General features: G+C 65.4%; 26 protein-coding genes and 1 tRNA gene. 13 read left to right on the top strand and 14 right to left on the bottom strand.

Annotated features, from left to right (window positions below; translation table 11 throughout):
- The first annotated feature begins 147 nt into the window (after nucleotides 1–147).
- Nucleotides 148–303: a hypothetical protein gene (locus BSY18_RS21255; protein ID WP_162892644.1), complete on the top strand. Its 156-nt coding sequence runs from the start codon at nucleotides 148–150 to the stop codon at nucleotides 301–303.
- Between the two features lie 63 nt (nucleotides 304–366).
- On the opposite strand, the gene BSY18_RS08805 is transcribed toward BSY18_RS21255, so the two are convergent.
- From BSY18_RS08805 to BSY18_RS08835, 7 genes are all read right to left on the bottom strand, one after another.
- On the bottom strand, nucleotides 367–1,173 hold the full coding sequence (locus BSY18_RS08805) for a TrmH family RNA methyltransferase (protein ID WP_069050343.1): 807 nt from the start codon (nucleotides 1,171–1,173) through the stop codon (nucleotides 367–369).
- A 31-nt stretch (nucleotides 1,174–1,204) separates the two neighbouring features.
- Nucleotides 1,205–1,477, bottom strand: a complete 273-nt coding sequence (locus tag BSY18_RS08810; RefSeq protein ID WP_069050344.1) for an HPr family phosphocarrier protein — start codon at nucleotides 1,475–1,477, stop codon at nucleotides 1,205–1,207.
- Entirely contained in the window at nucleotides 1,474–1,884 is a 411-nt protein-coding gene (locus BSY18_RS08815) for a PTS sugar transporter subunit IIA (protein ID WP_054134715.1), read from the bottom strand. The genes BSY18_RS08810 and BSY18_RS08815 overlap by 4 nt, the downstream gene beginning before the upstream one ends.
- Nucleotides 1,885–1,999: 115 nt before the next feature.
- Nucleotides 2,000–2,959: an RNase adapter RapZ gene (gene rapZ / locus BSY18_RS08820; RefSeq protein WP_069050345.1), complete on the bottom strand. Its 960-nt coding sequence runs from the start codon at nucleotides 2,957–2,959 to the stop codon at nucleotides 2,000–2,002.
- A gap of 49 nt (nucleotides 2,960–3,008) precedes the next feature.
- The gene (locus BSY18_RS08825) at nucleotides 3,009–3,449 is read right to left on the bottom strand and encodes an HPr kinase/phosphorylase (RefSeq protein WP_236823492.1); all 441 of its coding nucleotides are present in this window, start codon (nucleotides 3,447–3,449) and stop codon (nucleotides 3,009–3,011) included.
- A gap of 33 nt (nucleotides 3,450–3,482) precedes the next feature.
- On the bottom strand, nucleotides 3,483–5,093 hold the full coding sequence (locus BSY18_RS08830; RefSeq protein WP_054134717.1) for a sensor histidine kinase: 1,611 nt from the start codon (nucleotides 5,091–5,093) through the stop codon (nucleotides 3,483–3,485).
- Nucleotides 5,062–5,769, bottom strand: a complete 708-nt coding sequence (locus BSY18_RS08835; RefSeq protein WP_054134718.1) for a response regulator transcription factor — start codon at nucleotides 5,767–5,769, stop codon at nucleotides 5,062–5,064. Before BSY18_RS08835 ends, BSY18_RS08830 begins: the two co-directional genes overlap by 32 nt.
- 286 nt (nucleotides 5,770–6,055) lie before the next feature.
- Between BSY18_RS08835 and BSY18_RS08840 the strand changes: the two genes are divergently transcribed.
- The 3 genes from BSY18_RS08840 (at nucleotide 6,056) to BSY18_RS08850 (ending at nucleotide 8,558) form a co-directional block, all read left to right on the top strand.
- Nucleotides 6,056–7,663 (top strand): phosphoenolpyruvate carboxykinase, encoded by a 1,608-nt coding sequence (locus BSY18_RS08840; RefSeq protein WP_069050346.1) that lies wholly within the window; start codon nucleotides 6,056–6,058, stop codon nucleotides 7,661–7,663.
- Between the two features lie 41 nt (nucleotides 7,664–7,704).
- On the top strand, nucleotides 7,705–8,157 hold the full coding sequence (locus BSY18_RS08845; protein WP_083231383.1) for a hypothetical protein: 453 nt from the start codon (nucleotides 7,705–7,707) through the stop codon (nucleotides 8,155–8,157).
- Nucleotides 8,158–8,240: 83 nt separating this feature from the next.
- The gene (locus BSY18_RS08850) at nucleotides 8,241–8,558 is read left to right on the top strand and encodes a hypothetical protein (protein WP_069050347.1); all 318 of its coding nucleotides are present in this window, start codon (nucleotides 8,241–8,243) and stop codon (nucleotides 8,556–8,558) included.
- A gap of 177 nt (nucleotides 8,559–8,735) precedes the next feature.
- On the opposite strand, the gene rmuC is transcribed toward BSY18_RS08850, so the two are convergent.
- The 7 genes from rmuC to BSY18_RS08885 all read right to left on the bottom strand — a co-directional run bounded on the left by rmuC (nucleotide 8,736) and on the right by BSY18_RS08885 (nucleotide 18,307).
- The gene (gene rmuC / locus BSY18_RS08855; RefSeq protein WP_069050348.1) at nucleotides 8,736–10,256 is read right to left on the bottom strand and encodes a DNA recombination protein RmuC; all 1,521 of its coding nucleotides are present in this window, start codon (nucleotides 10,254–10,256) and stop codon (nucleotides 8,736–8,738) included.
- 248 nt (nucleotides 10,257–10,504) lie between these two features.
- A complete protein-coding gene (gene def, locus BSY18_RS08860) occupies nucleotides 10,505–11,026 on the bottom strand; it encodes a peptide deformylase (RefSeq protein ID WP_054134722.1) in 522 nt (173 codons plus the stop codon).
- 60 nt (nucleotides 11,027–11,086) lie between these two features.
- Entirely contained in the window at nucleotides 11,087–11,536 is a 450-nt protein-coding gene (locus BSY18_RS08865; protein WP_069050349.1) for an Hpt domain-containing protein, read from the bottom strand.
- A gap of 134 nt (nucleotides 11,537–11,670) precedes the next feature.
- Nucleotides 11,671–13,077 carry a ribosome biogenesis GTPase Der gene (gene der / locus BSY18_RS08870; protein ID WP_054134724.1) on the bottom strand — a complete coding sequence of 469 codons (1,407 nt, stop codon included), beginning with the start codon at nucleotides 13,075–13,077 and terminating at the stop codon, nucleotides 11,671–11,673.
- 69 nt (nucleotides 13,078–13,146) lie between these two features.
- Nucleotides 13,147–14,475, bottom strand: a complete 1,329-nt coding sequence (locus BSY18_RS08875) for an outer membrane protein assembly factor BamB family protein (protein WP_069050350.1) — start codon at nucleotides 14,473–14,475, stop codon at nucleotides 13,147–13,149.
- Between the two features lie 64 nt (nucleotides 14,476–14,539).
- Entirely contained in the window at nucleotides 14,540–15,304 is a 765-nt protein-coding gene (locus BSY18_RS08880) for a tetratricopeptide repeat protein (RefSeq protein ID WP_069050351.1), read from the bottom strand.
- A 117-nt stretch (nucleotides 15,305–15,421) separates the two neighbouring features.
- The gene (locus BSY18_RS08885; protein WP_069050352.1) at nucleotides 15,422–18,307 is read right to left on the bottom strand and encodes a TonB-dependent receptor plug domain-containing protein; all 2,886 of its coding nucleotides are present in this window, start codon (nucleotides 18,305–18,307) and stop codon (nucleotides 15,422–15,424) included.
- Between the two features lie 327 nt (nucleotides 18,308–18,634).
- Between BSY18_RS08885 and infA the strand changes: the two genes are divergently transcribed.
- From infA to BSY18_RS08930, 9 genes are all read left to right on the top strand, one after another.
- Nucleotides 18,635–18,853 (top strand): translation initiation factor IF-1, encoded by a 219-nt coding sequence (gene infA, locus BSY18_RS08890; protein ID WP_010162480.1) that lies wholly within the window; start codon nucleotides 18,635–18,637, stop codon nucleotides 18,851–18,853.
- Complete coding sequence (locus tag BSY18_RS08895; protein ID WP_442856573.1) at nucleotides 18,850–19,446, top strand: Maf family protein; 597 nt, start codon at nucleotides 18,850–18,852, stop codon at nucleotides 19,444–19,446. Before infA ends, BSY18_RS08895 begins: the two co-directional genes overlap by 4 nt.
- Nucleotides 19,443–20,411, top strand: coding sequence for a ribonuclease E/G (locus BSY18_RS08900; protein WP_069050353.1), 969 nt, complete (start codon nucleotides 19,443–19,445; stop codon nucleotides 20,409–20,411). The genes BSY18_RS08895 and BSY18_RS08900 overlap by 4 nt, the downstream gene beginning before the upstream one ends.
- Before the next feature lie 10 nt (nucleotides 20,412–20,421).
- Complete coding sequence (locus BSY18_RS08905) at nucleotides 20,422–20,598, top strand: DNA gyrase inhibitor YacG (protein WP_054134729.1); 177 nt, start codon at nucleotides 20,422–20,424, stop codon at nucleotides 20,596–20,598.
- A gap of 126 nt (nucleotides 20,599–20,724) precedes the next feature.
- Nucleotides 20,725–20,800, top strand: a tRNA-Phe gene (locus BSY18_RS08910).
- Between the two features lie 126 nt (nucleotides 20,801–20,926).
- Nucleotides 20,927–21,580, top strand: a complete 654-nt coding sequence (locus BSY18_RS08915) for an NADPH-dependent FMN reductase (RefSeq protein ID WP_069051818.1) — start codon at nucleotides 20,927–20,929, stop codon at nucleotides 21,578–21,580.
- A complete protein-coding gene (locus tag BSY18_RS08920) occupies nucleotides 21,570–22,406 on the top strand; it encodes a helix-turn-helix transcriptional regulator (RefSeq protein WP_069050354.1) in 837 nt (278 codons plus the stop codon). Before BSY18_RS08915 ends, BSY18_RS08920 begins: the two co-directional genes overlap by 11 nt.
- 67 nt (nucleotides 22,407–22,473) lie before the next feature.
- On the top strand, nucleotides 22,474–22,824 hold the full coding sequence (locus BSY18_RS08925) for a hypothetical protein (RefSeq protein WP_150126243.1): 351 nt from the start codon (nucleotides 22,474–22,476) through the stop codon (nucleotides 22,822–22,824).
- A gap of 43 nt (nucleotides 22,825–22,867) precedes the next feature.
- Nucleotides 22,868–23,437 (top strand): DUF1993 family protein, encoded by a 570-nt coding sequence (locus tag BSY18_RS08930; RefSeq protein ID WP_069050356.1) that lies wholly within the window; start codon nucleotides 22,868–22,870, stop codon nucleotides 23,435–23,437.
- Nucleotides 23,438–23,443: the final 6 nt, after the last annotated feature.

The raw sequence follows: 23,443 nt of genomic DNA on the forward strand, positions 1-23,443 counted from the left end.
AATGCGTGCTTTGCAATAGGGCTTTATGCTGCACTGCAGTATAGTAAACCCATGGCGATTCGTATTCCTCTTGCGTGTCTTGCTGTCGGCCACAAGCCGGATCGCAAGCGCGCATGGTACGATAACTTGAATTGGCGAAGTAACTGCATGTATTGCGATGCTCCGCTGATCAAGACCCATAATGGCTGGCGCACCTTTGCCGATGCGGATCTCGCGCTGGGCCGTTGCAGCAAGGATGAAGCCAAGCTGCTCAGCCAGGCGGAACTGACGAAATTGCGGACAGGATCGGACAAGACCACCTGATCGCGGCCGCAACAGCGGCGCTGCGGATAGCGGAAGGTCGAATTTCGGCGAGAACCTGGCAGTTCAGCCCTGCTGCGCGAGCACCTCATAGGCCATCACTGCGCCAGCAACCGCCGCATTCAGGCTGTCGGCCTTGCCCAGCATCGGGATCTTGACCAGAAGATCGCACTCGGCCTCGTACTGCGCAGGCAGGCCCTGAGCCTCGTTGCCGATCAGCAGGAAGGTGGGGCTGGCATAGGCCGCGCCGCGATAGTCGTGGGTCGTGTTGAGGCTCGTGCCGACCAGCTGGCCCGGCCCGGCGCGCAGCCAGGTGAGGAAATCGCTCCAGTCGGCCTGCGCCAGCGGCACGGTGAACACCGCGCCCATGCTCGCACGCACCGCCTCGACCGAAAACGGATCGACGCACTGGTCGACCAGGATCAACCCGCCCGCCCCCACCGCATCGCAGGTGCGCAGCATGGTGCCGAGGTTGCCCGGATCGCGCATCGCCTGCGCCACCAGCCAAATTCCCGACCGGTTGCGGTCGAGTGCTGCCAGCGAGGTCGGCAGGTCCGCAAACACGCCGAGCACCGTCTGCGGATTGTCCTTGCCCGATATCTTGGAGAGAATGTCGGTGGTGGTTTCGTAGATCGTACCGCCGCTGTCCGCCACCGCACGCTCGAGCGCGTCTACCAGCGGGTGCGGATCACGATGCTGGCCCAACCACAGGGCTTCAGGCACGATCCCCGCCTCGCGCGCTTCGGTGAGCAGGCGCAACCCCTCGGCAAGGAAACGCTCCTCGCGCCTGCGGTGCTTCTTCTCGCGCAGTGCGCGCGCTGCCTTGACCGCAGGGTTGGAAAAGCCGGTGATCGGCAGGCGGGAGATGGTCATGGCGTTTCGGACCCGGGGGCGCAGCGGGCCATCAGTCCTCGCCGAAGCCGTCCATCACCAGCCCGACCAGCTTCTTGAGCGCAGCGTCCGCACCCTCGCCCTCGACACTGATGGTGATGCTGTCGCCGCGTGCCGCACCCAGCATCATCAGCCCCATGATCGAACTGCCAGTAACGATATTGTCATCCTTGGCGACATGCACCTGCACCGTTTCGGGCAGGCGCGCCACGGCGGTGACGAACTTGGCGCTGGCGCGGGCGTGGAGCCCCCGCACATTGGTGATCGTCACCGTCTGCTGGATCATTGCGCGCTTTCCTGCCCCAGCAGGTCAGAGGCGACGCTGATATACTTCTGCCCGGCATCGCGCGCGGCGGCCACTGCGTCGCGCACGTTCATCGATCGGCGCGCGCCTTCCAGCCGGATCAGCATCGGCAGGTTGACGCCGGCGATCACCTCGACCCGGCCTGCATCGAGCAGCGAGATCGCGAGGTTCGAGGGCGTGCCGCCAAACAGGTCGGTGAGCACGATGACTCCCTTGCCGGTGTCCACCTTGGCAATGGCGCTGGCGATGTCCGCACGACGCTGTTCCATGTCATCGTTCGGGCCGATGGCGATGGTTTCAATGCTTTGCTGTTTGCCGACCACATGCTCCATCGCGACCAGAAACTCCTGCGCGAGCCGTCCATGGGTGACGAGAATAAGACCAATCATAGGGGATGCTTGTACCAATATGCCTGTATCTGAGCCAAATTACTTGGTTCTTGAGAATATCTCTGCCTGACCCTGCGTCGTCTGCTTCAGCTCTCCCTGCCCTCTTGTGCCGCCATCATTCGGGCGGCTGCACGGGGCTTCCTTCTATGGCATCGACGGGTCTTGACGTCAGGTTGCGATGCTGGACAGTGGGACAAAACCCCGCTTCTTGCAAGCGTTTGGTTATCTGCTCGGCAACGAACACCGACCGGTGTCTCCCCCCGGTACAGCCGATGGCAATGTGAACATAGGCCTTGGCCCCCGCCTGATAATGGGGCAGCAGATAGCTCAGCAGATCGACGATCCGGTCCACCGCGCCCTGATAGGCGGGGTCCTCCATCACGAACGCGCCAACCGGCGCATCCAGCCCGGTGAGCGGGCGCAGGTCCCTGTCCCAGTGCGGATTGCGCAGGAAGCGCATGTCGAACACCAGATCGGCGCTCGGCGGCATTCCGCGGGCAAAGCCGAAGCTGGTGACGATCACGCTGGTGGGGGATTTTTCGAGCGAAAACCGGCGGCGCACCTCCTGCTGCAGCTCGGACAGCGGCATGTCGGTGGTGTCGATGACGTTTTCCGACCAGCGACGCAGCGGCTGCAGCCATTCGCGCTCCTCGGCGATCCCTGCCTCGGCCGAACGGTCCTGCGCCAGCGGATGGCGCCTGCGGGTCTCGGCGTAGCGCCGCTGCAGTTCGCGGCCCGTGCAATCGAGAAACAGCGTGCTCACCGCATATTCGGGGTGCTCTTCCAGCTCGCGCACCTGCCGCACGATCGAGGCGGGATCGAAGCCGCGCGTGCGCGCGTCGAACCCGATGGCGAGCGGACGCCCCTGATCGGGGCGCCGTGCCGATTGCGGCGTATCGATCAGCAGCGGCAGCAGCCTGATGGGGAAGTTGTCGATCGCCTCCCAGCCCAGATCCTCGAGCGTCTTGAGCGCGGTGGTCTTGCCCGCGCCCGAAAGGCCGGTGACCAGCATGATGCGCTGGGGCACGGGATCGGACGTGGAACCCGCGCCCTCGTCAGTGCTGGAATCGATCATGTCGCCACCCCTGGTGCGGAGGGAATGCTGCCGCAGCTCTGCGCCAGACCTAGCCCTTCAAGCCATAGGCATGCAACGCCATTTCCGCCTTGATCGGCAGCACATGGCTGTCGGGAGTGAGCAGGATCTGCGGGATCGCGACCCCCAGGATCACCCGCTGCTCGCAGCGCTCGATCCAGCGCGGCGCTGCGCGGTTGAGCTCGATCAGCAGCGCCACCGGGCATTCCGGTCCCGGCTGCATCGGCATCAGTCCCAGGTTGCGCACCTCGATCTGCCCGGCGATGTTCTGCGCAGGCGATGCGATCAGCCGGCTGTCATCGCCGCAGCGCAGCGTGACGTGATCATCGCTGATCAGCCGCGCGCCACGATCGATCAGCGCCAGCGCGAGTTCGGACTTGCCGATCCCCGATTCGCCGCTGATCAGCAGCGCCACCCCGCCAATGCTGACACAGCTTGCCGGATAGGAGCAGTGCCCTGCTGGCTGCATCATCGTCCTCCCCCCTTGTCCGCCTTACCCCGCGCCTTAGGCCGGTGATATCGGCAGTCCCTCCTGGTCGATCCCCGGAAGACGGATCTCGAAACACGCCCCCGTGTTGCCGTCGTCGCGGTCATCGACACTGATCGCGCCATGATGCCCCTCAATGATCGTGCGCGCAATCGCCAGCCCCAGCCCGCTGTGCTGGCCAAAGGCCTCGCCTTCCGGGCGCGCGCTGTGAAAGCGGCGGAAGATTTCCTCGCGCTCGCTGGGCTCCACGCCAGGGCCTTCGTCGATCACCCTCACCAGCACGCGCGACCGCTCGGGCCCGCGCACCTGCGTCGCCTCAATCCGCACCAGCCCGCCCGGGGGAGAGAAGGACACCGCATTGTCGAGCAGGTTGGAGATCACGCGCTCGAGCCTTGTGCCCTCGCCCATCACAACCGCCACCCCGCGCCGGGGCCGCGCGAACACGATCTCGCGCCCATGGTTGAGCCCGCGCGCGCGGCGAAGATCGAGCAGGTTCTCGATCATCTCGCCCAGATCCACCGGCTCGAACCGGGTGCGGGTAAGCTGCGCATCGACCCGCGAGGCTTCGGATATGTCGGTGATCAGCCGGTCCAGCCTGCGCACATCGCTGCACGCGATGTCGAACAATTGCGCGCGCAGCCCCTCGTCCTTGACGCTGCCCAGCCCCTCGAGCGCCGATCGCAACGAGGCGAGCGGGTTCTTGAGCTCGTGGCTGACATCGGCGGCAAAAGCCTCGGTCGCGTCGATCTTTTGCCGGAGCGCCAGGCTCATGTCCGAGAGCGATCGTGCCAGCAGGCCGATCTCGTCGCCGCGCGAAGGCAGCCGCGGCACAACGACCTCACGCGCCCGGCCGAGCCGCACCCGCACCGCGGCGCTCGCCAGCCGCCGCAGCGGCTGTACGATCGTGCGCGCCAGGAACAGCGAGAACAGCACCGACACCAAAGCCGTCGCCAGCACGATCAGCGCCAGGTTGAACCGCTCCGCGCGGACGATGCGGGTGATGTCGCGTGCGTTGTAGCTGGTGAACAGCACGCCCGAGCCCTGCGGCAGCGCGATCGCGGCGCTGATCATCGGGGTGCGATCGCGCGCATAGCGCATCCGCGCATGCGCAGCGCCGCTGTCGCGCGCGGCCACGGCTTCAGACCAGTTCTCCAGCCTGTCGGGACGGCGCTCGACATAGGCGTCCACCTTCTGGGCGTTGACCAGCCCGTCAAACCCTTCATCCAGCAGCCTCGCGGCATGGCGCTGCCAGGGCTCGTCGGCAGGATCGCGCAAGGTGTAGGTCGGCCGGCCCAGCGCAAAGCTGTCCAGCTGCAGCGCCCCCGCCCGGTCGTAAAGCCTGACCCGCGAGGCATAGCGGCTGGCGACCGCCTTCATCATCGCGATGCGGTCAGGCTGGTCGAGCCGTTCGAGCGCGTGCGCCAGCAGCCAGATGCTCTGCTGCTCCTGCTCCAGCCGTTCCTGGATAATCTGCTCGCGATAGCTGTCGAGATACAGTAGCCCGCCGCCAAGCATCGCGACCGCAAAGATATTGACCGCCAGAATCCGCCAGGTCAGCGAGACCCGCCGCGTCCAGCGCAAGCGCAGCGCGGGCGGGTTACTCGCCTGAGAAACGGTATCCGGCGCCATACAATGTATCGATTGCTGAAAATTCGGGATCGACTTCGCGGAACTTGCGCCGCAGCCGCTTGATGTGGCTGTCGATGGTGCGGTCATCGACATAGACGTCGTCCTGATAGGCCGCATCCATCAGCTGGTTGCGGCTCTTCACCACCCCGGGCCGCGCCGCCAACGCCTCGAGGATCAGGAATTCGGTGACGGTCAGCGTCACCCGCTTGCCATCCCAGCTGACCATGTGCCGCGCGGGATCGATCTCCAGTCGCCCGCGCACGATCGGTTCGGCGGCGGGTTCGTCGCTTGCGGCATCGGGGGTGCGCATCAGCTCGGCGCGGCGCAGGATCGCCTTGATCCGCGCGATCAGCAGCCGCTGCGAGAACGGCTTGGTGATATAGTCGTCCGCGCCCATCGCCAGTCCCAGCGCCTCGTCGAGCTCCTCGTCCTTCGATGTCAGGAAGATCACCGGCACGGCGCTGTGTTCACGCACCCGGCGCAGCAGTTCCAGCCCGTCCATGCGCGGCATCTTGATGTCGAACAGGCACAGGTCGGGCGGCGTCTCGACGATCGCCTTGAGCGCCGCTTCGCCATCCGAATACAGCCGCGTGACAAAGCCTTCCGCCTGCAGCGCAATCGATACCGATGTCAGAATGTTGCGGTCGTCGTCGACCAGCGCGATCACTGCCGCCATGCCAGGGCTGAAACCTCCTCGATGAACCTGCCTGCCGGTCGCATATCGTCGCGTCAGGGACAACTGCTTTATGCACAATGCTGCGCCGCACCATCGCGAACCGCTCTGACGCGGAATCGCTGACCCATGTTATGACACCGGTAGCAGCTATTGACAGACCGTGTGGCAGTGGTCTTGGACGATTGAACATCAGGGATGAAACATGCGAGTCGCCTCCACGAGGTCGAGGCTGGCCAGTGGGCGCAAGTCCAGCCATCGGTGACCGCGACATGGGAGAATACTACCAGTGGCTAACAAATCCAAAGTTTCGCTTGCCGATCAGGGCTTTACCGCAACCGATAACCAGAAATGGAACCTCGGCACCGAAGCGCTGGTCGAAGAAGCCCTCCGCAATGGCGAAGGTTCGCTCGCCAAGGGCGGAGCGCTGGTCGTCGCGACCGGCAAGCACACTGGCCGCAGCGCCACCGACAAGTTCATCGTCCGGGATGCCGAGACCGAAAACTCGGTCTGGTGGGGCAAGACCAACGTAGCGATGACGCCCGAGAATTTCGCCGCGCTGAAGGCCGATTTCCTGGCCGCGCTCGCCGAGAAGCCCAAGCTGTACGTGCAGGACCTGTTCGGCGGATCGCAGAGCGAGTACCGCGTCAACGTTCGCGTGATCAACGAATTCGCCTGGCACAGCCAGTTCATCCGCACGCTGCTGGTCCGCCCCACCGCCGACCAGCTCGCTGATTTCGCGCCCGAATACACGATCATCGATCTGCCCAGCTTCCGCGCCGATCCGGCCAGGCATGGCACGCGCAGCGAAACCGTGATCGCGGTCAACCTCACCGAAAAGCTGATCCTGATCGGCGGCACCGCTTATGCCGGCGAGATGAAGAAGTCGGTGTTCGGCATCCTCAACTATCTGCTGCCCACCAAGGGCGTGATGCCGATGCACTGCTCGGCCAACATCAGCCCCGAGGGCGAGACCGCCGTGTTCTTCGGCCTGTCGGGCACCGGCAAGACCACGCTGTCGGCTGACGCCAGCCGTACGCTGATCGGCGATGACGAGCATGGCTGGTCGGACACCGCGGTGTTCAACTTCGAGGGCGGTTGCTACGCCAAGATGATCAACCTCTCGCCCGAAGCCGAGCCTGAGATCTACGCCACCACCCAGCGTTTCGGCACCGTGCTCGAGAACGTGGTGATGGATGCGGACACCCGAACGCTCGATTTCGCCGACAACACGCTCGCGGAAAACAGCCGCGGTTCGTACCCGATTGACTTCATCCCCAACACCTCGGCCGAAAACCTGGGTCCGGTGCCGAAGAACATCATCTTCCTCACAGCCGATGCCTATGGCGTGCTGCCTCCGATCGCGCGGCTGACCGCAGAGCAGGCGATGTATCACTTCCTTTCGGGCTACACCGCGCGCGTCGCGGGCACCGAAATCGGCGTGACCGAGCCTTCGGCGACGTTCTCGACCTGCTTCGGTGCGCCGTTCATGCCGCGCCATCCTTCGGTGTACGGCAACCTGCTCAAGGAGCGCATCGCGAAGGGCAACGTCACCTGCTGGCTGGTCAACACCGGCTGGACCGGCGGCAAGTACGGCGTGGGCAACCGCATGCCGATCAAGGCAACGCGGGCCCTGCTCAATGCCGCACTCGACGGCAGCCTCAACAGCACCGAATTCCGCAAGGATCCGAACTTCGGCTTCGAGGTTCCGGTGAGCGTTCCCGGCGTCGCCACTGCGATCCTCGATCCGCGCGGCACCTGGGCCGACAAGACGGACTATGACGCCACTGCGCAAAAGCTGGTCGGCCAGTTCATCGACAACTTCGCTCAATTCGAAGACCATGTCGATGAAGGCGTTCGCAGCGCCGCTCCTGTCCGGCAGTCCGTCGCTGCCTGATCCGGCCCGGACAGCATCGGGCCTTTCCAGTCGAAAGCCCGATGATGCCCGCAGCTGAAATCCGCTATTTTGAAACGTCGTCAGCCGTTCGCCTCCTGGGCGAGCGGCTGATTGGCGCTTGCCTGCCGCGCGCCGAATGGACGCATGAGGCGCATGTCGCCGCCTGCCTGTGGCTGATCACCGAGCGCCCCGATCTGGATGCGGCGCACGAACTGCCCGGCATCATCCGGCGGCACAACGAAAGCGTCGGGACGCCAAACACCGATGCGCAGGGGTTCCACGCCACGATCACTCATTGCTATGCGGTCGGGGTCGCCGCGTTCGTGCGGCGCATCGATCCTGCGCTTGCGCTGGTCGACAAGGTCAACGCGCTGCTCGACGCGCCCGAAGGCGCGCGCGACTGGCCGCTGCGTTTCTATTCGCGCGAGCGGCTGTTTTCGGTTGAGGCCCGGCGTGCGGTGATTTTACCAGATGTCGCCCGCCTGCCGGGGTGATTGGCGTGGCGAGCGCGCCGTCGCCATGTTAACTTGCTCCCCGTTCGCCGGAAGAGCCCGGCTGGAGGTGGGAGCACGCATCGATGGATTTCCTCAACAACATCGTCGGCCAGCTGGGCGGCGTCGACAAGATTGCCAGCCTCGCCAAGCAGGTAGGCCTCAGCGAAGAGCAGGTGCAGTCAGCCATGGCCGCGCTCGGCAAGGCCGCCCCCCAGCCCGGGGACACCGTCGCATCGGCTGCTGAGTCGACCGGCCTGCCGATGGACAAGCTCAATGACCTGCTCGCGCAGGTCGGCGGCGAGGATGCGCTGAAAAAAGTCACCGGCTTTCTCGATCGCGACGGCGACGGCAACCCGATGAACGACATCATGGGCTTCGCGAAGAAGTTCACGGGGCAGTGACCTTCCAGATCCTCCCCGAATTTGTCTCGGGGAGGATTTTGGTACCGCACACTTCCGCCACGTTACCACTCCCGGTTACCCCGGGCTTGCCCCGAAGCCGGGGGCGGGTGCCTGCAAGATTTCGCTCTGGGTCCCGGATCAGGTCCGGGACGACGGTAACGGCGGGCGGTTGCGCGTCTACTCAGCGGCCAGCTGGGGCGCGTCCTTCACCTCTGCATCCGCCTCGATCAGCGCAGCATCGCCATAGCGCGGGAGCGCTTCGATCTCGTCGATCGTTTCCAGCTCGCGCTTGCCGGTCTCGATGTTGAGCGCGGCGAACTTGCGGCCAGTGGACAGTACATTGCGCTCGAAGCTACCGACGAATTTGTTGTAGTGCCCCACCGCGCTCGACAGGCCCGAACCGACGCGCTTCAAATGCTCGGCGGAGACCGCGAGGCGATCGTACATTTCCTTGCCCAGTTCGGCGATCTCACGCGCATTGGCCGCGAGCGCCTCCTGCTGCCAGACGCTCGCCACCGTCCGCGCAATGGCAACAAGATTGGTCGGCGTCGCGATCAACACCTTCTTGCCGAACGCAAAATCCCAGAGCGTGGAGTCATGCTCCATCGCGGCCGACAGGAAATGCTCGCCCGGAACAAACATGATCACATAATCGGGCGCGTCACCGAACTGGGTTTGATAGGCTTTGCCGCCAAGCGCATTGACGTGATTCTTCATCGACTGGAAATGCCGCGCCATTGCGGTGGACTTGACCAGATCGTCTTCCGCCTCGAACGCGTCTTGGTAATCGTTGAGCGAAACCTTGGCATCGACAATGAGCGTGCGTCCACCCGGAATGCGTATCACCGCATCGGGACGCAGGCGCCCGTCCTCGGATTCGACGCTGACTTCCATCATGAAGTCGGTGTGTTGCGACAGCCCGCAGCTTTCGAGAACGTTCTTGAGCTGCTGTTCGCCCCAGCGACCGCGCGCCTTGGGAGCGTTGCGAAGTGAATTGACCAACCGTGCGGTCTCGTCACGGACCTGCTGCTGGCCAGCACGCATCTGATCCATCAAGCCCTTAAGGTCGCCATAAGCCTCACTGCGGGTCGCCTCGATCTTCTGCACCTGCTCCTCATAGGTCTTGAGCCGTTCGCCGACCGGCGCCAGCAGCGTGCGGATCTTTTCCTCGTTCTTCTCTTCGGACTGCGCGAAACGTTCGTTGGCGCGGCGCAGGAACGCTTCCTGCGCCTCTCCCAGCAGCTTGTTGCCGACTTCGCCGAACTGCTGCGAGAGCTGTTCGCGCGCTTCGACCAGCATCCGCATCTGCTTTTCATGGTTGGCGGCATCGGCCTTCATCGTGGCAAGCTCGCGCGCGGCGGCGGCGTGGTCGGCACGCAGGGTGTCGAGCTTTGCTGCCAGCTCGTCGGCCTGGCGTGCACGCTCGGCAGCGGCGGCGAGCTGGCCCGAAAGCGCGGCATGGTCGGTGCGCACGGCTTCCAGCCGCAGCGACAGGTCGTCGGCCAGCTTCGCCCGCTCGCTCGCGCCTGCCAGATCGCGGATCGCGGCGTTGAACCGCTCCTGCAGCTCCTTGAGCGCGCCTTGCGCCTCCTCGCGCTCGGCGCGCGCATCGGCGAGCGGCCTGCCGCCCAGCCACCAGCCAATGGCGAGCCCGATGATCAGGGCGACAACGATAAGGACGGCGACCACGGGGTCCATGCTGGTACTTTCCGATCGGGGTATGGAGAACGAAAAGCGAACCTAAAGCGCAGGGGAAGGCTTGGCAATGGGGCAAAGCCATCGCTCTGGGGACAACTGCCGCCGCCTTCGCGGGGGAAACAACTGGGTAGTATACCCGTCATTCCCGCGAATGCGGGAATCCCGCTTTGGCGTAACGTACGCGCAGAAGCGGGACCCCCGCATACGCGGGGGTGACGATCTGATCTAAGCTGTCAAAACGTTGGCGATCAAGCCGCCTTGCGCAGCTTCTCAAGCTTTTTCAGCACCATCTGGCGCTTGAGGCGCGAGAGGTGATCGATGAAGAGGATGCCTTCGAGGTGGTCCATCTCGTGCTGCAGGCAGGTCGCCATCAGCCCGTCCATCGCCTCTTCATGCACCTTGCCGTCCAGATCCTGCCAGCGGGCGCGGATCGTCGAGGGACGCTCGACCTCGGCATACTGATCGGGGACCGACAGGCAGCCCTCGTTGTACAGCGTGTGCTCGTCCGAGGGATCGAGGATTTCGGGGTTGATGAACACCCGCGGGGTCTTGACCAGCTCGCCGTCTTCGCCCTCGTGCTGCAGATCGATCACCAGCACGCGCTTGGGCACGCCGACCTGGATCGCGGCCAGCCCGATGCCGGGCGCGTCGTACATCGTTTCGAACATGTCGGCGACGAGCGTGCGCAGGTCTTCGTCGAACGTCTCGACGGGTGTGGAGACGGTCTTCAACCGCGGATCGGGCACTTCAAGAATAGGGAGGATAGCCATGCCGCCCAGATATGACTGCAAAGCTGCCTGGTCAAGCCATGGGCAGAAGGAGAGACGCGGTCAGCCGCGCCCGAAGCTGCGCTGCGCGCCCATTGCGGCGCCCGCGACCGGCGTGCGGCGGCCGAAGCTGCGGCGTTCGACCAGCGGGTTGGCCTCCTTTTCAAGCGACGCCAGCGACAGGCGGAACACATCGCGCAGCCCTACGATATCCTCGAGCAGCTCGTCGGGTTCCTGCTGGGTTTCGACACAATGGCGCGCGGTCATCTCGATCTTCTCGGCCAGCATCGCCAGCTGCTCGGCGCCGAACTGCCATGATTCGCCCTTGAGCGTGTGCGCAGGCAGCACCAGCCTGGCAGCGCTCTTGTCGCGCATCGCGGCCTCGATCGCGTCGACGGACTTTGTGCCGTCTTCGCGGAAATAGCCCAGAATGCGCACGAAATCGGTCCCCAACGTGGCACGCGCCTCTGCAAAGGTCGACCAGCTGATCAACGGCGCCTCTAGATAGGACATGATGCAATCTCCCGTCGTGCCCCAAAGCACTCCGAGAGTAAATTACCCCGACAATGGTAAACGAAGTCTTGCAACGTCCCAATAACCGCGCGCGGATGCCCGCAATTTTCGCACAATAGGCCGCTTGCCCGCAGTCAGTCCTTGGCGAACGGGTTCTTGGGCGCGCGATAGGTCAGCCGCACCGGAACCGCGCCAAAGTCCAGGTCACGCCGCAGGCTGTTGATCAGATAGCGCGAATAGCTCTCGGGCAGCTCCTCCACCCGGGTGCCAAAGATGATGAAACCGGGCGGGCGGACCTTGGCCTGCGTCATGTAGCGCAGCTTGATCCGCTTGCCGCCGGGCGCAGGAGGCGGGTTGGTTTCGATCGCCATTTCGAACCAGCGGTTGAGCTTGCCGGTGGAGACGCGCCGCGACCACGCGGTGCGCGTTTCGAACGCGACCTTGATCAGCGTGTCGATGCCCTTGCCGGTGATGCCCGATATGGTGAGCACGGGCACGCCCTTGAGCTGCGCCAGACCTTCGTCGAGCGCGGCCTTGATGCCGTTGAACAGGCTCGAGGCGTCCTGCGCCACATCCCATTTGTTGATCGCGATGATCAGCGCGCGGCCTTCCTTGATCACGTTGTCGGCGATCTTGAGCTCCTGCAGTTCCAGCCCGCGGGTCGCATCGAGCAGCAGCACCACCACCTCGGCATAATCGATCGCACGGCGCGCATCGGCGACCGAGAGCTTTTCGAGCTTGTCGACCACCTTGGCCTTCTTGCGCATGCCGGCGGTATCGATCAGCCGCACGGGGCGCGAGGGCGCGCCGTCGGCGGGGTTCCAGGTCCAGTCTATCGCGATCGAATCGCGGGTGATCCCGGCCTCGGGCCCGGTGATCAGCCGGTCCTCGCCCAGGATGGTGTTGATCAGCGTGGATTTGCCTGCATTGGGGCGACCGACGATGGCGAGCTGCAGCGGTGCAGCCTCCAGCGCGTTCTCGTCCACCGATTCGGCATCGATGTTGACCGCGGGCAGCTGCGTGTCGTCATCGCCGCCCTCGTCCCAGTCCTCGATCAGCGGGCGCAGCGCGTCGAAAAGCTCGGCAAGCCCCACGCCGTGCTCGGCGCTGAACGCGATCGGCTCGCCCAGGCCCAGCGAATAGGATTCCATCAGCCCGCCATCGGCAGCGCGGCCCTCGGCCTTGTTGCCCATCAGGATGATCGGGGTCTTAGTGGTGCGCAGCCAGCGCGCGATTTCCTCGTCCAGCGGGGTGATTCCGGCGCGGGCATCGAACACGAACAGCGCCGCGCGGGCGGTCGCGACCGCCTGCTCGGTCTGGCGGCGCATGCGACCGGGGAGCGTTTCGGGGTCCTCGTCCTCATAGCCTGCGGTATCGACGATCTGGAAGTGCAGGCCGAGCAGCTCCGCCTTGCCCAGACGCCGGTCGCGCGTAACACCGGGCTGGTCATCGACCAGCGCCAGCTTCTTGCCCACCAGACGGTTGAACAAAGTGGATTTGCCGACATTGGGTCGGCCGATGATGACGATTTCAGGTAACATGCGCACGCCTGTATCGCGGGAAAGCGGTTTTGTCTCCCCCCGCGATCAGGTGCGTCGCTTTAGCCGGTGTCAGCGGAACGCGGTGATCGTTCCGCCATCGTCCAGGACGTACAGCGTGTTGTCCGCGACGATCGGAGGCAGCGAGACCTTTTCCTTCACGTCGAACAATACGCTGAAGCTGCCGTCAGAAGGATTGACCACACCGATCTCGCCCAGCGTATCGACGGTGAACAGGCGTCCGCCGGCCAGCACGGGGCCGTTCCAGTGGACCTGGCCTTCCTTCTTCTTTTCCTTGCGATACTGCTGCAGTTGGGTCGACCAGCGCACCTTGCCGGTGGCACGCGCGATGCACAGGATGCGCGCATCGTCGGTCAGCACGAACAGCCATTCGCCCGCGATCACCGGGGTCGAAATGCCTGCGATGTTGAGTTCCCAGATGCGCTGTCCGGTAACGAGTTCGTACGCCGCCATGCGGCCGCCCTCTCCCACCGCATAGACGCGGCCGCGATCGATGATCGGGTCGGCATCGATATCGGTCAGCGACGACACCGAGGTCGAGATGCTGGTGCGCGCAAGCGCATCGGACCACAGGTTGCGGCCGTTTTCATAGCGATAGGCGATGAGCTCGCCGCTCGAGAAGCCCGCGACCACGGTGCCTTGGCCTGCCGCGGGAGCGGCAACGCCGAACACGCCGGCCTGGCCCAGCGATCCGCCCTGCTGCCAGGCAATGGAGCCATCTGCCTGGTTGAGCGAGACAAGCTGGTTGTCCTGGGTCATCACATAGACCGAACCGAACGCCAGCGTCGGCGCGCCGCGCAAGGGTCCAGCAGGCTTCACCCGCCAGATCTGCGAGCCATCGGCGGAATTGAGCGCAGCGACCTCTCCCACGCCGTTTGTGGCATAGACACGGGTCGCATCGGCGCTGACGCCGCCGCCGAACACCGAGGCCGAACCGTCATCACGCGCTTCGAGTGCAACCTGCCACACCTTGGCACCGGTGGCGGTATCGAAGGCGTGGACCATGCCATCGGTATCGACCGCATACAGCCGTCCGCCATAGACCACGGGAGCCGCCGCCAGCCGGACGCGCAGGCTGGAGCCTGCGATCTTGGCCGACCAGGCGCGCGTGATCGTCTCGCCGATCGACAGATGGCCGATCGCCTTGGTCGCGCTGCCGCCGGGCTGGTTCCAGTTGGCGTTGGTGACGGGCGCAGGCAGGATCACCGAAACGCCTGCGAGGTCCTTGTCGACTTCCGCGCCGCTTTCCGCGCGGGTGAGGATCGCGGTGCGGTTGCCCACGGTCGGCGTGATCTTGGGCTTGTCCTTGCCGCCCAGCACACCGCACCCGGCGACAGTAGCCGACAGCGCGAGAATCATTGCCCATTTCGCTTTTTGCATTGCCAGTCCAGCTCCCGAATCTTCAATAGTGCATCATCAACGGTAGCGACCCGCAAACTTGATATTACTGTCCCGCGGCCGGCGCGGAAAGTGCCGCCGTGACAGGTTCTGCAACGCCCTGGGCCTTGCTGGGATCACTCACCGCATCGACGCCCATGACACCAGCCAACTGACGGCTACGTGAACGAATGGTTTCAGGCACCTGCTTATCTTCCGACAGTTGCAGAAACAATGGTCCTGCAAGATCGGGCTTGTTCATGCGCATGTGCGCGATGGCGACCATCTCGCCTGCGCTGCCGAACCAGGGATTGCCCGGCACGGCCAGCGGCTTGAGCCGCGCGATGACATCGGCGGGCTTGAGGCTGTCATATTCCGCAGCGGTCTGGCGGATCAGCGCCAGATCGCGCAGCGGCTGCGGCAGGCTTTCGTCCACCGCGACCTTGGCGAAGGTTGCGGCAGCCGCCTTGGGGTTGTCCTGTTCCTGCGCGATGCCTGCGGCCAGCAGCTGCGAAACTGCGCGATAGCCCGGCTGATCGGCGGTTTCGAGCGGCTTGAGCGCATTGGCCGCGCCGCTGAGGTTGTTGTTGCGCACCGCATCCAGCGCGTTGGTCAGCTCTTCGCCGCGCTCGCCGGCCGCTTCTGCGGTGGCATGGCGGTAATAGAACCAGCCGCCCAGAGCGAGCAGCACAACGACGATGCCGATCAGGATGATCTTGCCGTAATTCTGGACGATTCCAGCCATCTGGTCCTGCCGCAGGGCATCATCGACCTCACGCATGAACATGTTGTCGCGCGCGGCATCTGCGTCCTTGTTAGGTGTCAGCGCCAATTGGGACTCCCTGAATCAAAACCCTTGCCGAAAGGCGTCCGCCCCGGCTCAAGCTGGCGTCTTTACCTGCCGGAACTTGCAAAAGCCATGGCAAATTTGGCGCTGGTTGGCGCTGTTTCAGAAGCGCTTTCGGAAGCTCAGCGAGATCACGCGGCCCTGCGGGTCGATGAAGCCGGGCTGGTAGCGCAGCGGCACGGTGCCATCCTGTGTGGTCACGCGCTGCTGTGCGTTGAAGATGTTGTCGACCGACAGCCGCAGCCGGCTTCCCTTGAGGAACGACACCGCTTCGGTGAGCTTGGGCTTGTTGTCGAAGTTGACGAAAGCGCGCAGGCCGAAGGTCGCGATGTCGTTGAAGCGCAGATCGGTCGAGCCGACCAGCCCGCCGCCATCGACTCGCGATCCGCTCTGGTAATTGCCGGTGAAGCGCAAGCCGATGCCGTTGAGGAACAGCCCGCCTTCCATCTCAACGCCATGGCGCGGCACGCCGCCGCTGGAGCCAGTCGCCGAACCACCGAGCAGGTCGAGGTCGGCCAGACCCGGACGGATGCGGATCGTCTCGGCAAAGCGGACGGTGTGATAGATCGAGACGTTCCAGCGACCACCGCGTCCGCCCGGGCCAAAGCCGCCCGGAGGCCCGCCGCGCGGAGGGCCTCCGGCAGCTGCGCCAGCTCCGGCGCCGGGGCCGCGCGGAGCGGCATCGCCGCGGGTGGCGCCTGCGGGAGGAGCGCCCGCCTGGCCTTCGCCGCGCGCAGGGCCGCCCGCGCCAGCCGGGGCAGCGCCCGGCGGGCCACCGCGTCCACCACCGGCGCCAGGGCCGCCAAAGCCACCGCCGCGCTGGTCGTTGCTGCCGATCCGCTTGGAGAAGTTGATGCCGTAGCGCACCCGGTCGCTGGTCACCCGGTCATAGTTGATCGCGCGCTGGTCGATCGCCAGCAGCGTGCCATCGGTGTCGCGGATGATGCGGTCGGGGAACGCCGCCTCGATCTCGGGGGTCAGCACCGGGAAGGACGAGGTGGTGCCATAGCTGCGGTTGCGGATGAACTCGGCGAGGAAATCCAGTCCTTCGAGGAAAGGCGGGCGATAATTGAGCGAAATCTTGACGTCGCGCCGTTCCTCGGGGGTCAGCAGCGGGTTGCCGCCGGTGATGATCGTCGCGAGCACGGTCTCGTTGCGCGCCAGATCGAAGGTGCTGATATTGGGGGTGACGATGCGCGGATCGCCCAGCTGGCTGATTCCGGGCGCGGCCTCTTCGGCGATCAGCGAAGCCTGGATCGTCAGCGTGTCGGTCGGCGCCCAGTTGAGGCCGTAGCCGAAGCTCAGCAGCCCGCCGACATCGCTCAGCTCGCGATAGCCAAGGTTGCCGTTGATCGAGAGCTTGCCGAACCATTCGCTCATGTACTGATCGACCAGCGGCACATCGATGTTGGCCGAGACGTTCGCCTCGCTGCGGGTGAGCGAAGTGTTGCCCTGCCCGGCCAGCCGGCTGTCTGTCGAATCCTGCAGTCGCCGGGCAAAGCCGCCGACCAGGGTCATCGCGATCGGCCCGGCGGGCAGATCGGCCACGGTGCCGTTGACCGTCAGCTGCGAATTGAACAGCTGGTTGCGGCTCTGCGCCGAATCGCTGATCAGCGCGGGCAGCAGCGTGCCGAGCGTGCCAGTGAACGGATTGATCGCGCCGGTGGGCGCAGAGATCGCCGCCTGCAGCCCCGAGACATCCGCGCCGCGGTCGATGATCGTCAGCGTATCGACCCGGGTGTAATCCCCGGTCAGCGCCCATTTCCAGTTGGCGGGCAGCACGCCGTTGGCGTTGAAGCCCAGTGAATAGGTGTCGCTGTCGATGGTGCGGGTGATGCTGCGCGGATCACCGAACGCGGTGAGCAGCGTGACATCGCGACCAAAGGGCGAAAACGGATTGGTCGCGGGAATGGTCAGCGTCGCGGTGTTGAGTCCGAGCAGCGAGGTCGCGAAATTGTTGGTGTAGGTCGCGTTGACCTGGACATTGGTGTCCGGCCCCAGATTGCGGATATAGGTCGCGTTCGCCTGGATGCGGTCCGAATTGGGGATCAGCGTGCGGAATTCACCGAGATCGGTGGTGTTCGCGGCACCATTGAAGGCCGAGAGTGCTGGCGCTCCGGTGATCCCCTGCGGCACCCCTGCCAGCGACACCGGCCGTCCGGCCAGCGCGCTCAGCGCAGGCGAAATCTCGGCGCCCGTGCCAAAGGGCGATGCACCGATATTGCCGCCCAGCGCGAACGGTGCGCTGCTATCGGGCTGGACGATGCCGCGCTCGCTTTCGCGCAGCGCGGTTGCCATCTCGTATTCGACATCGACGATCAGCCGGGTGTTCTTGCCCAGCTTGGTGAAGGTGCCCTCGAACTCGGTGGTGCCATAGCCGCCCTGGGTGGACAGGCCGTTGTCGATCTCGGCGGCAATGCTCTGGTAATTGTCGACCAGGATGAAGTTGATCACGCGCTGGTCGGGGCGGAAGCCGTATTTGAGCGCGAGCTCCTCGGGGAACACCTCGACCTTCTGGATCGCTTCGGGCGGGATATCGCGGATCGCGCGGAAGCCCGAGACGCGCTGGCCGTTGAGCAGCACCACCGGGCCATCGCCGCCGCGTCCACGCGCGCTGCCGGTCTGCGGCGCGATCTGCGCGAGCAATTCGGCAAGCGAGGAGGCGCCATAGCTTGCGATGTCGGTGGTGTTGAGCTCGGTCACCGGAGGCACATCGGTCTGGATCGATCCGCGCAACCGCTCTGCGCGCACGACGATGGTATCGCCATCGTTGTCGGGCTCGGTATCGGCGGGCTGGGTTGCCGCGGTCTGCGCCTGATCGGCTTCGGCCGTTATCGCCGCTCCCGTTTCCGCCCCCGTGATCGCCACATTGGCTGCCTCGGCATTCGCCTCGGTATCGGCAAGCGATGCCGCCAGGGCCGCAGGGCTCCCCGCCAGCAGCAGTGCGGTGGCAAGCGTCACCCCAAGCGCCGGACGGGCATGGGGCATCGGGGCGGCAAGGGGGCGCAGCGTAAACATCATGGCTAGGTACGGCTCTTTTTATGGTTCGGACGCCGGGGGAGAGGCGCGAGGGGGAATTTATCTGTTGCAGTGCAATATGATGCGGGGCCGAGCCTTAGCCAGTGCTGAATTGTAACAAATTTTCGCGCAAGCGGCGAAGCGCTGCGACAGACGACATCAACTCCCGTCTTTTCTTTTGCACGCTTTGTCTGTAAGGCGCGCTCACCTTTGCGCAGGCGGTTCCCCGGAACAGCGGCGCATTTCGATGACACACCGTTTGTGCCGTCATAACCAGAACCACATTGCAGGGGCCGAATGGCAAAAGAAGAACTTCTCGAAATGCGCGGCCAGGTGGTCGAACTGCTTCCCAACGCCATGTTCCGCGTGAAGCTGGAAAACGATCACGAAATCCTGGGCCACACCGCCGGCAAGATGCGCAAGAACCGCATCCGCGTGCTGGTGGGCGATGAAGTTCTGGTCGAGCTGACGCCTTATGATCTGACCAAGGGCCGGATTACATACCGCTTCAAATGAGCATGGCGGCGATGCCCCCGCTCATCCTTGCATCGGCCAGTCCGCGACGCCAGCAGCTGCTGGCGCGGATCGGCGTGACCGCCGATGCCATTGTCCCTGCCGATATCGACGAGACCCCGATCAAGGCCGAACTGCCGCGCGTCTATGCGCGGCGGATGGCGGCGCAGAAGGCACAGGTCGTCGCCAGCCAGCACCCCGACAGCGCGGTGCTTTCGGGCGATACCGTGGTGGCGGTCGGCCGCCGCATCCTGCCCAAGGCCGAAAGCGAAGCCGAAGCGCGGATGTGCCTCGAGCTGGTTTCGGGCCGCCGCCATATGGTGCTGAGCGCCGTCACCCTGATGCTGCCCGATGGCCGCAGCCTGCACCGGCTGTCCGAAAGCGCGGTCATCTTCAAGCGGCTCCACGCCGATGAGGTCGACGCCTATATCGCCAGCGGCGAATGGCAGGGCAAGGCGGGTGGCTATGCCATCCAGGGCAGCGCCGAGGCACTGATCCGCTCGATGGCGGGGAGCTATAGCGGCATCATGGGCCTGCCCTTGTACGAAACGCGCAGCATGCTGGTTACCGCCGGTCTGCTGAGCCCCGCCGCATGACCCACTGGATCCACGAAGACGGCATCGGCGAGGAGCGCGCCGCGCTGATCGAGCATGGCCGCATCATCGAAGCGCGCATCCAGCGCAGCGATCTTGCGCTGGGCTGCGGCGCGGTGGTCGAGGCGCGGCTGCTGGCGAAAAGCGCAGGCGGCCACCGCGCGCGCGTCGCGCTGGCCGATGGCAGCGAAGCGATGCTGCAGCCGGTCCCCAAGGAGCTGAGCGAAGGCAAGATGCTGCGCGCCGAGGTGCTGCGCGAAAGCCTGTTCGAGGCCGGAACCGCGCGCCACAAGCCCGCCAGGCTGCGCGCGGTCTCCGCCGATACGCCGTTGCGCGCGACCCCGAGCCTGCTCGATCGGATCACCGCCGATGGGCACGAGATCGTCCGCGCCACACCGCACGGAGCCGATCTGCTCGCCGATTCGGGCTGGCACGATCTGCTGGCCGAGGCTGAAACCGGCGAGGTCGCCTTTACCGGCGGATCGCTGACGCTGTCGCCCACCCCTGCGATGATGGTGATCGATGTCGATGGCGACATCGCGCCGCGGGCGCTGGGGCTGGCAGCAGCAACGCAGAGCGCGCTCGCGATCCGCCGCCACGGCATCGGCGGCGGCGTGGTCGTCGATTTCCCGACGCTCGCCGACAAGGCCGATCGCAATGCCGTGGCCAACTATTTCGACGCCGCAATGACCATCCCGTGCGAGCGCACCGCGATCAACGGCTACGGGCTGATGCAGATCGTGCTCAAACGCACCCGCGCCTCGCTGATCGAACTGCATGCTGCAGACCCGGTGCGCTGGCGGCTGCTCGCCGCGCTGCGCAGCGCCGAGCGCGATCGCGGCACCGGCCCGATCACGCTCGATCTGGCGTCGGACGAATCGCGGCTGCTGCAACGCGAACCGGCGCTGCTCGAAGCACTGCAGCGCCGCAGCGGGCGCCCGGTTGTCCTCGCCGAACGCACCGCCTAGATACCACGTCATGACCGATCCCCGCCCCAATCCGCGCGCCTGCCCGATGTGCCGCAAGCCCGCTCGCGCCGAATTCACACCCTTTTGCAGCAAGGCCTGCAAGGACCGCGACCTGCTGCAATGGCTGGGCGAAGGCTATAGCGTCCCCGGCCCGCCCGCCGACCAGCCCGATGCGGATTATGATTGAGGCCGAATCCGAAAAGGGAGAACGGTCGCGCGATTTTGCTATGGACAAGCCCCGCCTGCCCTGCCTATAGGCGGCGCTCCAAATCGCCGGTGAGGCGATGCAGGCGGCACGTCGGTGCCACCAGATGCCCGGGTAGCTCAGTTGGTAGAGCATGCGATTGAAAATCGCAGTGTCGGCGGTTCGACCCCGTCCCCGGGCACCACTTCCTTCCTTTCACGAGCAGGTCCCCGGCGTCCCGCCGCCTTGAGCCCACTGCAAAAACGTCTGGCTTGGCGCGCGCCGGCGGCCCATGATCGGCGTGCGTCCGTTTTTCAGCAAGGAAAGCCAGATGACCGGCAGCATTCTCGTGATACTGGGATCGGAGCGCATATCCGGCCCGCCCGAACCGCCGCGGCTTGGCGAACGGGTGGCAGCCGCATGCATGCACAGGCTGGAGGCAAAGGCGGTGCCTGCCACGCTGGTCGATCCGGTCGAGATCGAGCTGCCGCACCCCTTCAAGCCGCATTTCGCTTATCGCCGCGGATCGGCGCCTGAAGTGCTCGACCGGCTTGCCGAGCAGATCGCCGCGGCTGATGGCTATGTGATGGTCAGCCCCGAATACAACCACATGATGAGCCCGGTGCTTGCCGACCTGCTCAACCATTTCGGCAGCTCGCTGTTCTCGTACAAGCCCAGCGCCATCGTCACCTATTCGGCAGGCCAGTGGGGCGGGACGCGCGCTGCGGTCAGCATGCGCACCTTCCTGTCCGAGCTGGGCTGCCTGCCGGTCTCGGCGATGATCCATGTGCCGCGCGCGCACGAAGTGTTCGGTGCGGATGGCACCTACCTTGCCGGCGTCGATGCCGCGCGCTGGGACGGCTATCTGGACCGGACGCTCGACCAGCTGGGCTGGTGGGCGGCAGCGGCTGCGCGGCAGCGCGGCGATGGCGGCAAGCGGCCCGGCGCGTTCATGGTCGATCCATCGCAAAGAAATGCGCCCTGACGCCATGGCCGGGCCGGTCGCGCACCCGATGCCGGGCGATGTCAGGTTCACCACCCGCGCCGCGCCGCCTTCACTCGATCATGCGGTGCTCGAGCTGTGGCATCTCGACGATCCGGGGGCACCGCATTGCGGTTTGCCCAAGCCGTATGTCGAGATCGTGGTCAGCCTGCGCGGGATCCACTGGTGGCGCGCGGCACCGGGCATGCCCGAGCATCGCTATGCCACCGCCTGGGTGACCCCGGTGCAGGACGGCCCGCGATATGCCCGCGCCGAAAGTCGGCGCGAGCTGGTGGGCGCACGGCTGCAGCCCTGGGCGGCCAAGGCCTGGCTTGGCACGCTGCCCCCCGGCAATGGCACCCCGCCCCCCAGGCTATCGGCGCTGCTCGGCCGCGAGGCAGGTCTGTTGCGCGATTCGCTCAAGGCTGCGGACAGCCTGGACTCGCTGTTCGAACGCTTTGCTGCGTGGCTCGAGGTACGGCTGCCCGACCGCGATGCGATCACCCTGCCCGCCCCTTGTCGCGACACCGACCGCGCGATGGATCTCGCCAGGGCGGTCGAGGCGACCCCGCGGCACTATCGCAGGCTGTTTTCGGGCCGTACCGATCTGGCGCCCAAGCGCTGGCTGCTGCTCCACCGGATCGACGCGGTGCTGCGCGATCCCAGGCTCGCCGACCCGCAATTCTCGCTCGCGGTGCTGGCGTGCGAGCATGGCTTTGCCGATCAGGCGCATCTCACGCGAGAAATGAAGCGGTTCACCGGCGCCACCCCCGGCCAGTTGCGGCACCGCGCCGCGCATTATCCCCCGCACATGCTGATGCCGCGATGACCCCTTTGTTCAATCCTGCGCTTGCGCCCGCTGCTAATCGAGGCATCGAAAGGAGCTTGGCATGAGCATGGGACGGAAAATTTTGGCGGTGGTGCTGGGGACGGTCACTGCAGGGCTCGCGATTGCGGGGGTGGAGATGCTCGCGCATGGCCGCATCACCGGCGACGCATTGTTCGCTGCAGTGGCGGCGGGTTACGGGCTGGGTGCTTTCGGCGGCAGCCTGTTGGCATTCCGGCTCTCAGGGGCGCGCTGGACCGCGGTCGCAGTGACGGGGATCCTCGCGCTGCTCGCCATCGGCAACCTGTTCGCGCTGCCGCACCCGATGTGGTTCGTGCCGGTCGCTGCGGTGACGCTGGCGGCGGGCCATGCCGCAGCGATCGCGGTATCGCGTCGGTCTGGCGGACAGGCCTTGTCCTGACGGGGTCCCGGCCTATGATCGCGCATCAGGCACGGAGACGAACATGACGCTGAAAGACACGCTGGTTCCCACCTACATCCAGATGCTCGGGGCGCTCTCCGCGTGGCTGGACAAGGCATCGGATCAGCTGCCCGCCGACAGGGCCGCAGCGATGATGCGCGCGCGGCTCGCGCCGGACATGTTCCCGCTGTTCACCCAGATCTGCTTTTCGTGCGTCCAGGCGCAGGAGGGCATCTTCCGCCTGCGGCAGGAGGAAATGCCTGCCTCGGTCGGCGCGCTGCTGGCGGACGGGCGCAACGCCGACACGACCACGCCGACGATCGCCGATGCCCGGGCCCGAATCGCCGAGACGCTGCGGATCGTCGAGGCAGCCGCTGCGGACGCGCCCGATCTGTCGCCCGATGCGCCGCTGGCGCACACCTTGCCCAACGGCATGGTGTTCGATCTCACCGCCGCGCAATACGTCCGCGACTGGGCGCTGCCGCAGCTCTATTTCCATGTGATGGCCGCCTATGCCATCCTGCGGGCCGAGGGCGTGGGCATCGGAAAGGCGGATTTCGTCGCGCACATGTTCCCCTTCCTGCGTCCAGGGACGATGCCCAAGCCCGGCTGACCCTTG

Source organism: Blastomonas sp. RAC04 (genome assembly GCF_001713435.1).
Classification (GTDB): domain Bacteria; phylum Pseudomonadota; class Alphaproteobacteria; order Sphingomonadales; family Sphingomonadaceae; genus Blastomonas; species Blastomonas fulva.

Bases quoted from the DNA above. Each gene is read 5' to 3' on its own strand.
- BSY18_RS08805 (WP_069050343.1), bottom strand. From the start codon at position 1,173: ATGACCATCTCCCGCCTGCCGATCACCGGCTTTTCCAACCCTGCGGTC.
- BSY18_RS08900 (WP_069050353.1), top strand. From the start codon at position 19,443: ATGACCCACTGGATCCACGAAGACGGCATCGGCGAGGAGCGCGCCGCG.
- BSY18_RS08810 (WP_069050344.1), bottom strand. From the start codon at position 1,477: ATGATCCAGCAGACGGTGACGATCACCAATGTGCGGGGGCTCCACGCC.
- der (WP_054134724.1), bottom strand. From the start codon at position 13,077: ATGTTACCTGAAATCGTCATCATCGGCCGACCCAATGTCGGCAAATCC.
- def (WP_054134722.1), bottom strand. From the start codon at position 11,026: ATGGCTATCCTCCCTATTCTTGAAGTGCCCGATCCGCGGTTGAAGACC.
- BSY18_RS08835 (WP_054134718.1), bottom strand. From the start codon at position 5,769: ATGGCGGCAGTGATCGCGCTGGTCGACGACGACCGCAACATTCTGACA.
- BSY18_RS08845 (WP_083231383.1), top strand. From the start codon at position 7,705: ATGATGCCCGCAGCTGAAATCCGCTATTTTGAAACGTCGTCAGCCGTT.
- infA (WP_010162480.1), top strand. From the start codon at position 18,635: ATGGCAAAAGAAGAACTTCTCGAAATGCGCGGCCAGGTGGTCGAACTG.
- BSY18_RS08825 (WP_236823492.1), bottom strand. From the start codon at position 3,449: ATGATGCAGCCAGCAGGGCACTGCTCCTATCCGGCAAGCTGTGTCAGC.
- BSY18_RS21255 (WP_162892644.1), top strand. From the start codon at position 148: ATGTATTGCGATGCTCCGCTGATCAAGACCCATAATGGCTGGCGCACC.
- BSY18_RS08895 (WP_442856573.1), top strand. From the start codon at position 18,850: ATGAGCATGGCGGCGATGCCCCCGCTCATCCTTGCATCGGCCAGTCCG.
- rapZ (WP_069050345.1), bottom strand. From the start codon at position 2,959: ATGATCGATTCCAGCACTGACGAGGGCGCGGGTTCCACGTCCGATCCC.
- BSY18_RS08905 (WP_054134729.1), top strand. From the start codon at position 20,422: ATGACCGATCCCCGCCCCAATCCGCGCGCCTGCCCGATGTGCCGCAAG.
- BSY18_RS08875 (WP_069050350.1), bottom strand. From the start codon at position 14,475: ATGCAAAAAGCGAAATGGGCAATGATTCTCGCGCTGTCGGCTACTGTC.
- BSY18_RS08830 (WP_054134717.1), bottom strand. From the start codon at position 5,093: ATGGCGCCGGATACCGTTTCTCAGGCGAGTAACCCGCCCGCGCTGCGC.
- BSY18_RS08815 (WP_054134715.1), bottom strand. From the start codon at position 1,884: ATGATTGGTCTTATTCTCGTCACCCATGGACGGCTCGCGCAGGAGTTT.
- rmuC (WP_069050348.1), bottom strand. From the start codon at position 10,256: ATGGACCCCGTGGTCGCCGTCCTTATCGTTGTCGCCCTGATCATCGGG.
- BSY18_RS08865 (WP_069050349.1), bottom strand. From the start codon at position 11,536: ATGTCCTATCTAGAGGCGCCGTTGATCAGCTGGTCGACCTTTGCAGAG.
- BSY18_RS08850 (WP_069050347.1), top strand. From the start codon at position 8,241: ATGGATTTCCTCAACAACATCGTCGGCCAGCTGGGCGGCGTCGACAAG.
- BSY18_RS08885 (WP_069050352.1), bottom strand. From the start codon at position 18,307: ATGCCCCATGCCCGTCCGGCGCTTGGGGTGACGCTTGCCACCGCACTG.
- BSY18_RS08930 (WP_069050356.1), top strand. From the start codon at position 22,868: ATGACGCTGAAAGACACGCTGGTTCCCACCTACATCCAGATGCTCGGG.
- BSY18_RS08920 (WP_069050354.1), top strand. From the start codon at position 21,570: ATGCGCCCTGACGCCATGGCCGGGCCGGTCGCGCACCCGATGCCGGGC.
- BSY18_RS08925 (WP_150126243.1), top strand. From the start codon at position 22,474: ATGGGACGGAAAATTTTGGCGGTGGTGCTGGGGACGGTCACTGCAGGG.
- BSY18_RS08915 (WP_069051818.1), top strand. From the start codon at position 20,927: ATGACCGGCAGCATTCTCGTGATACTGGGATCGGAGCGCATATCCGGC.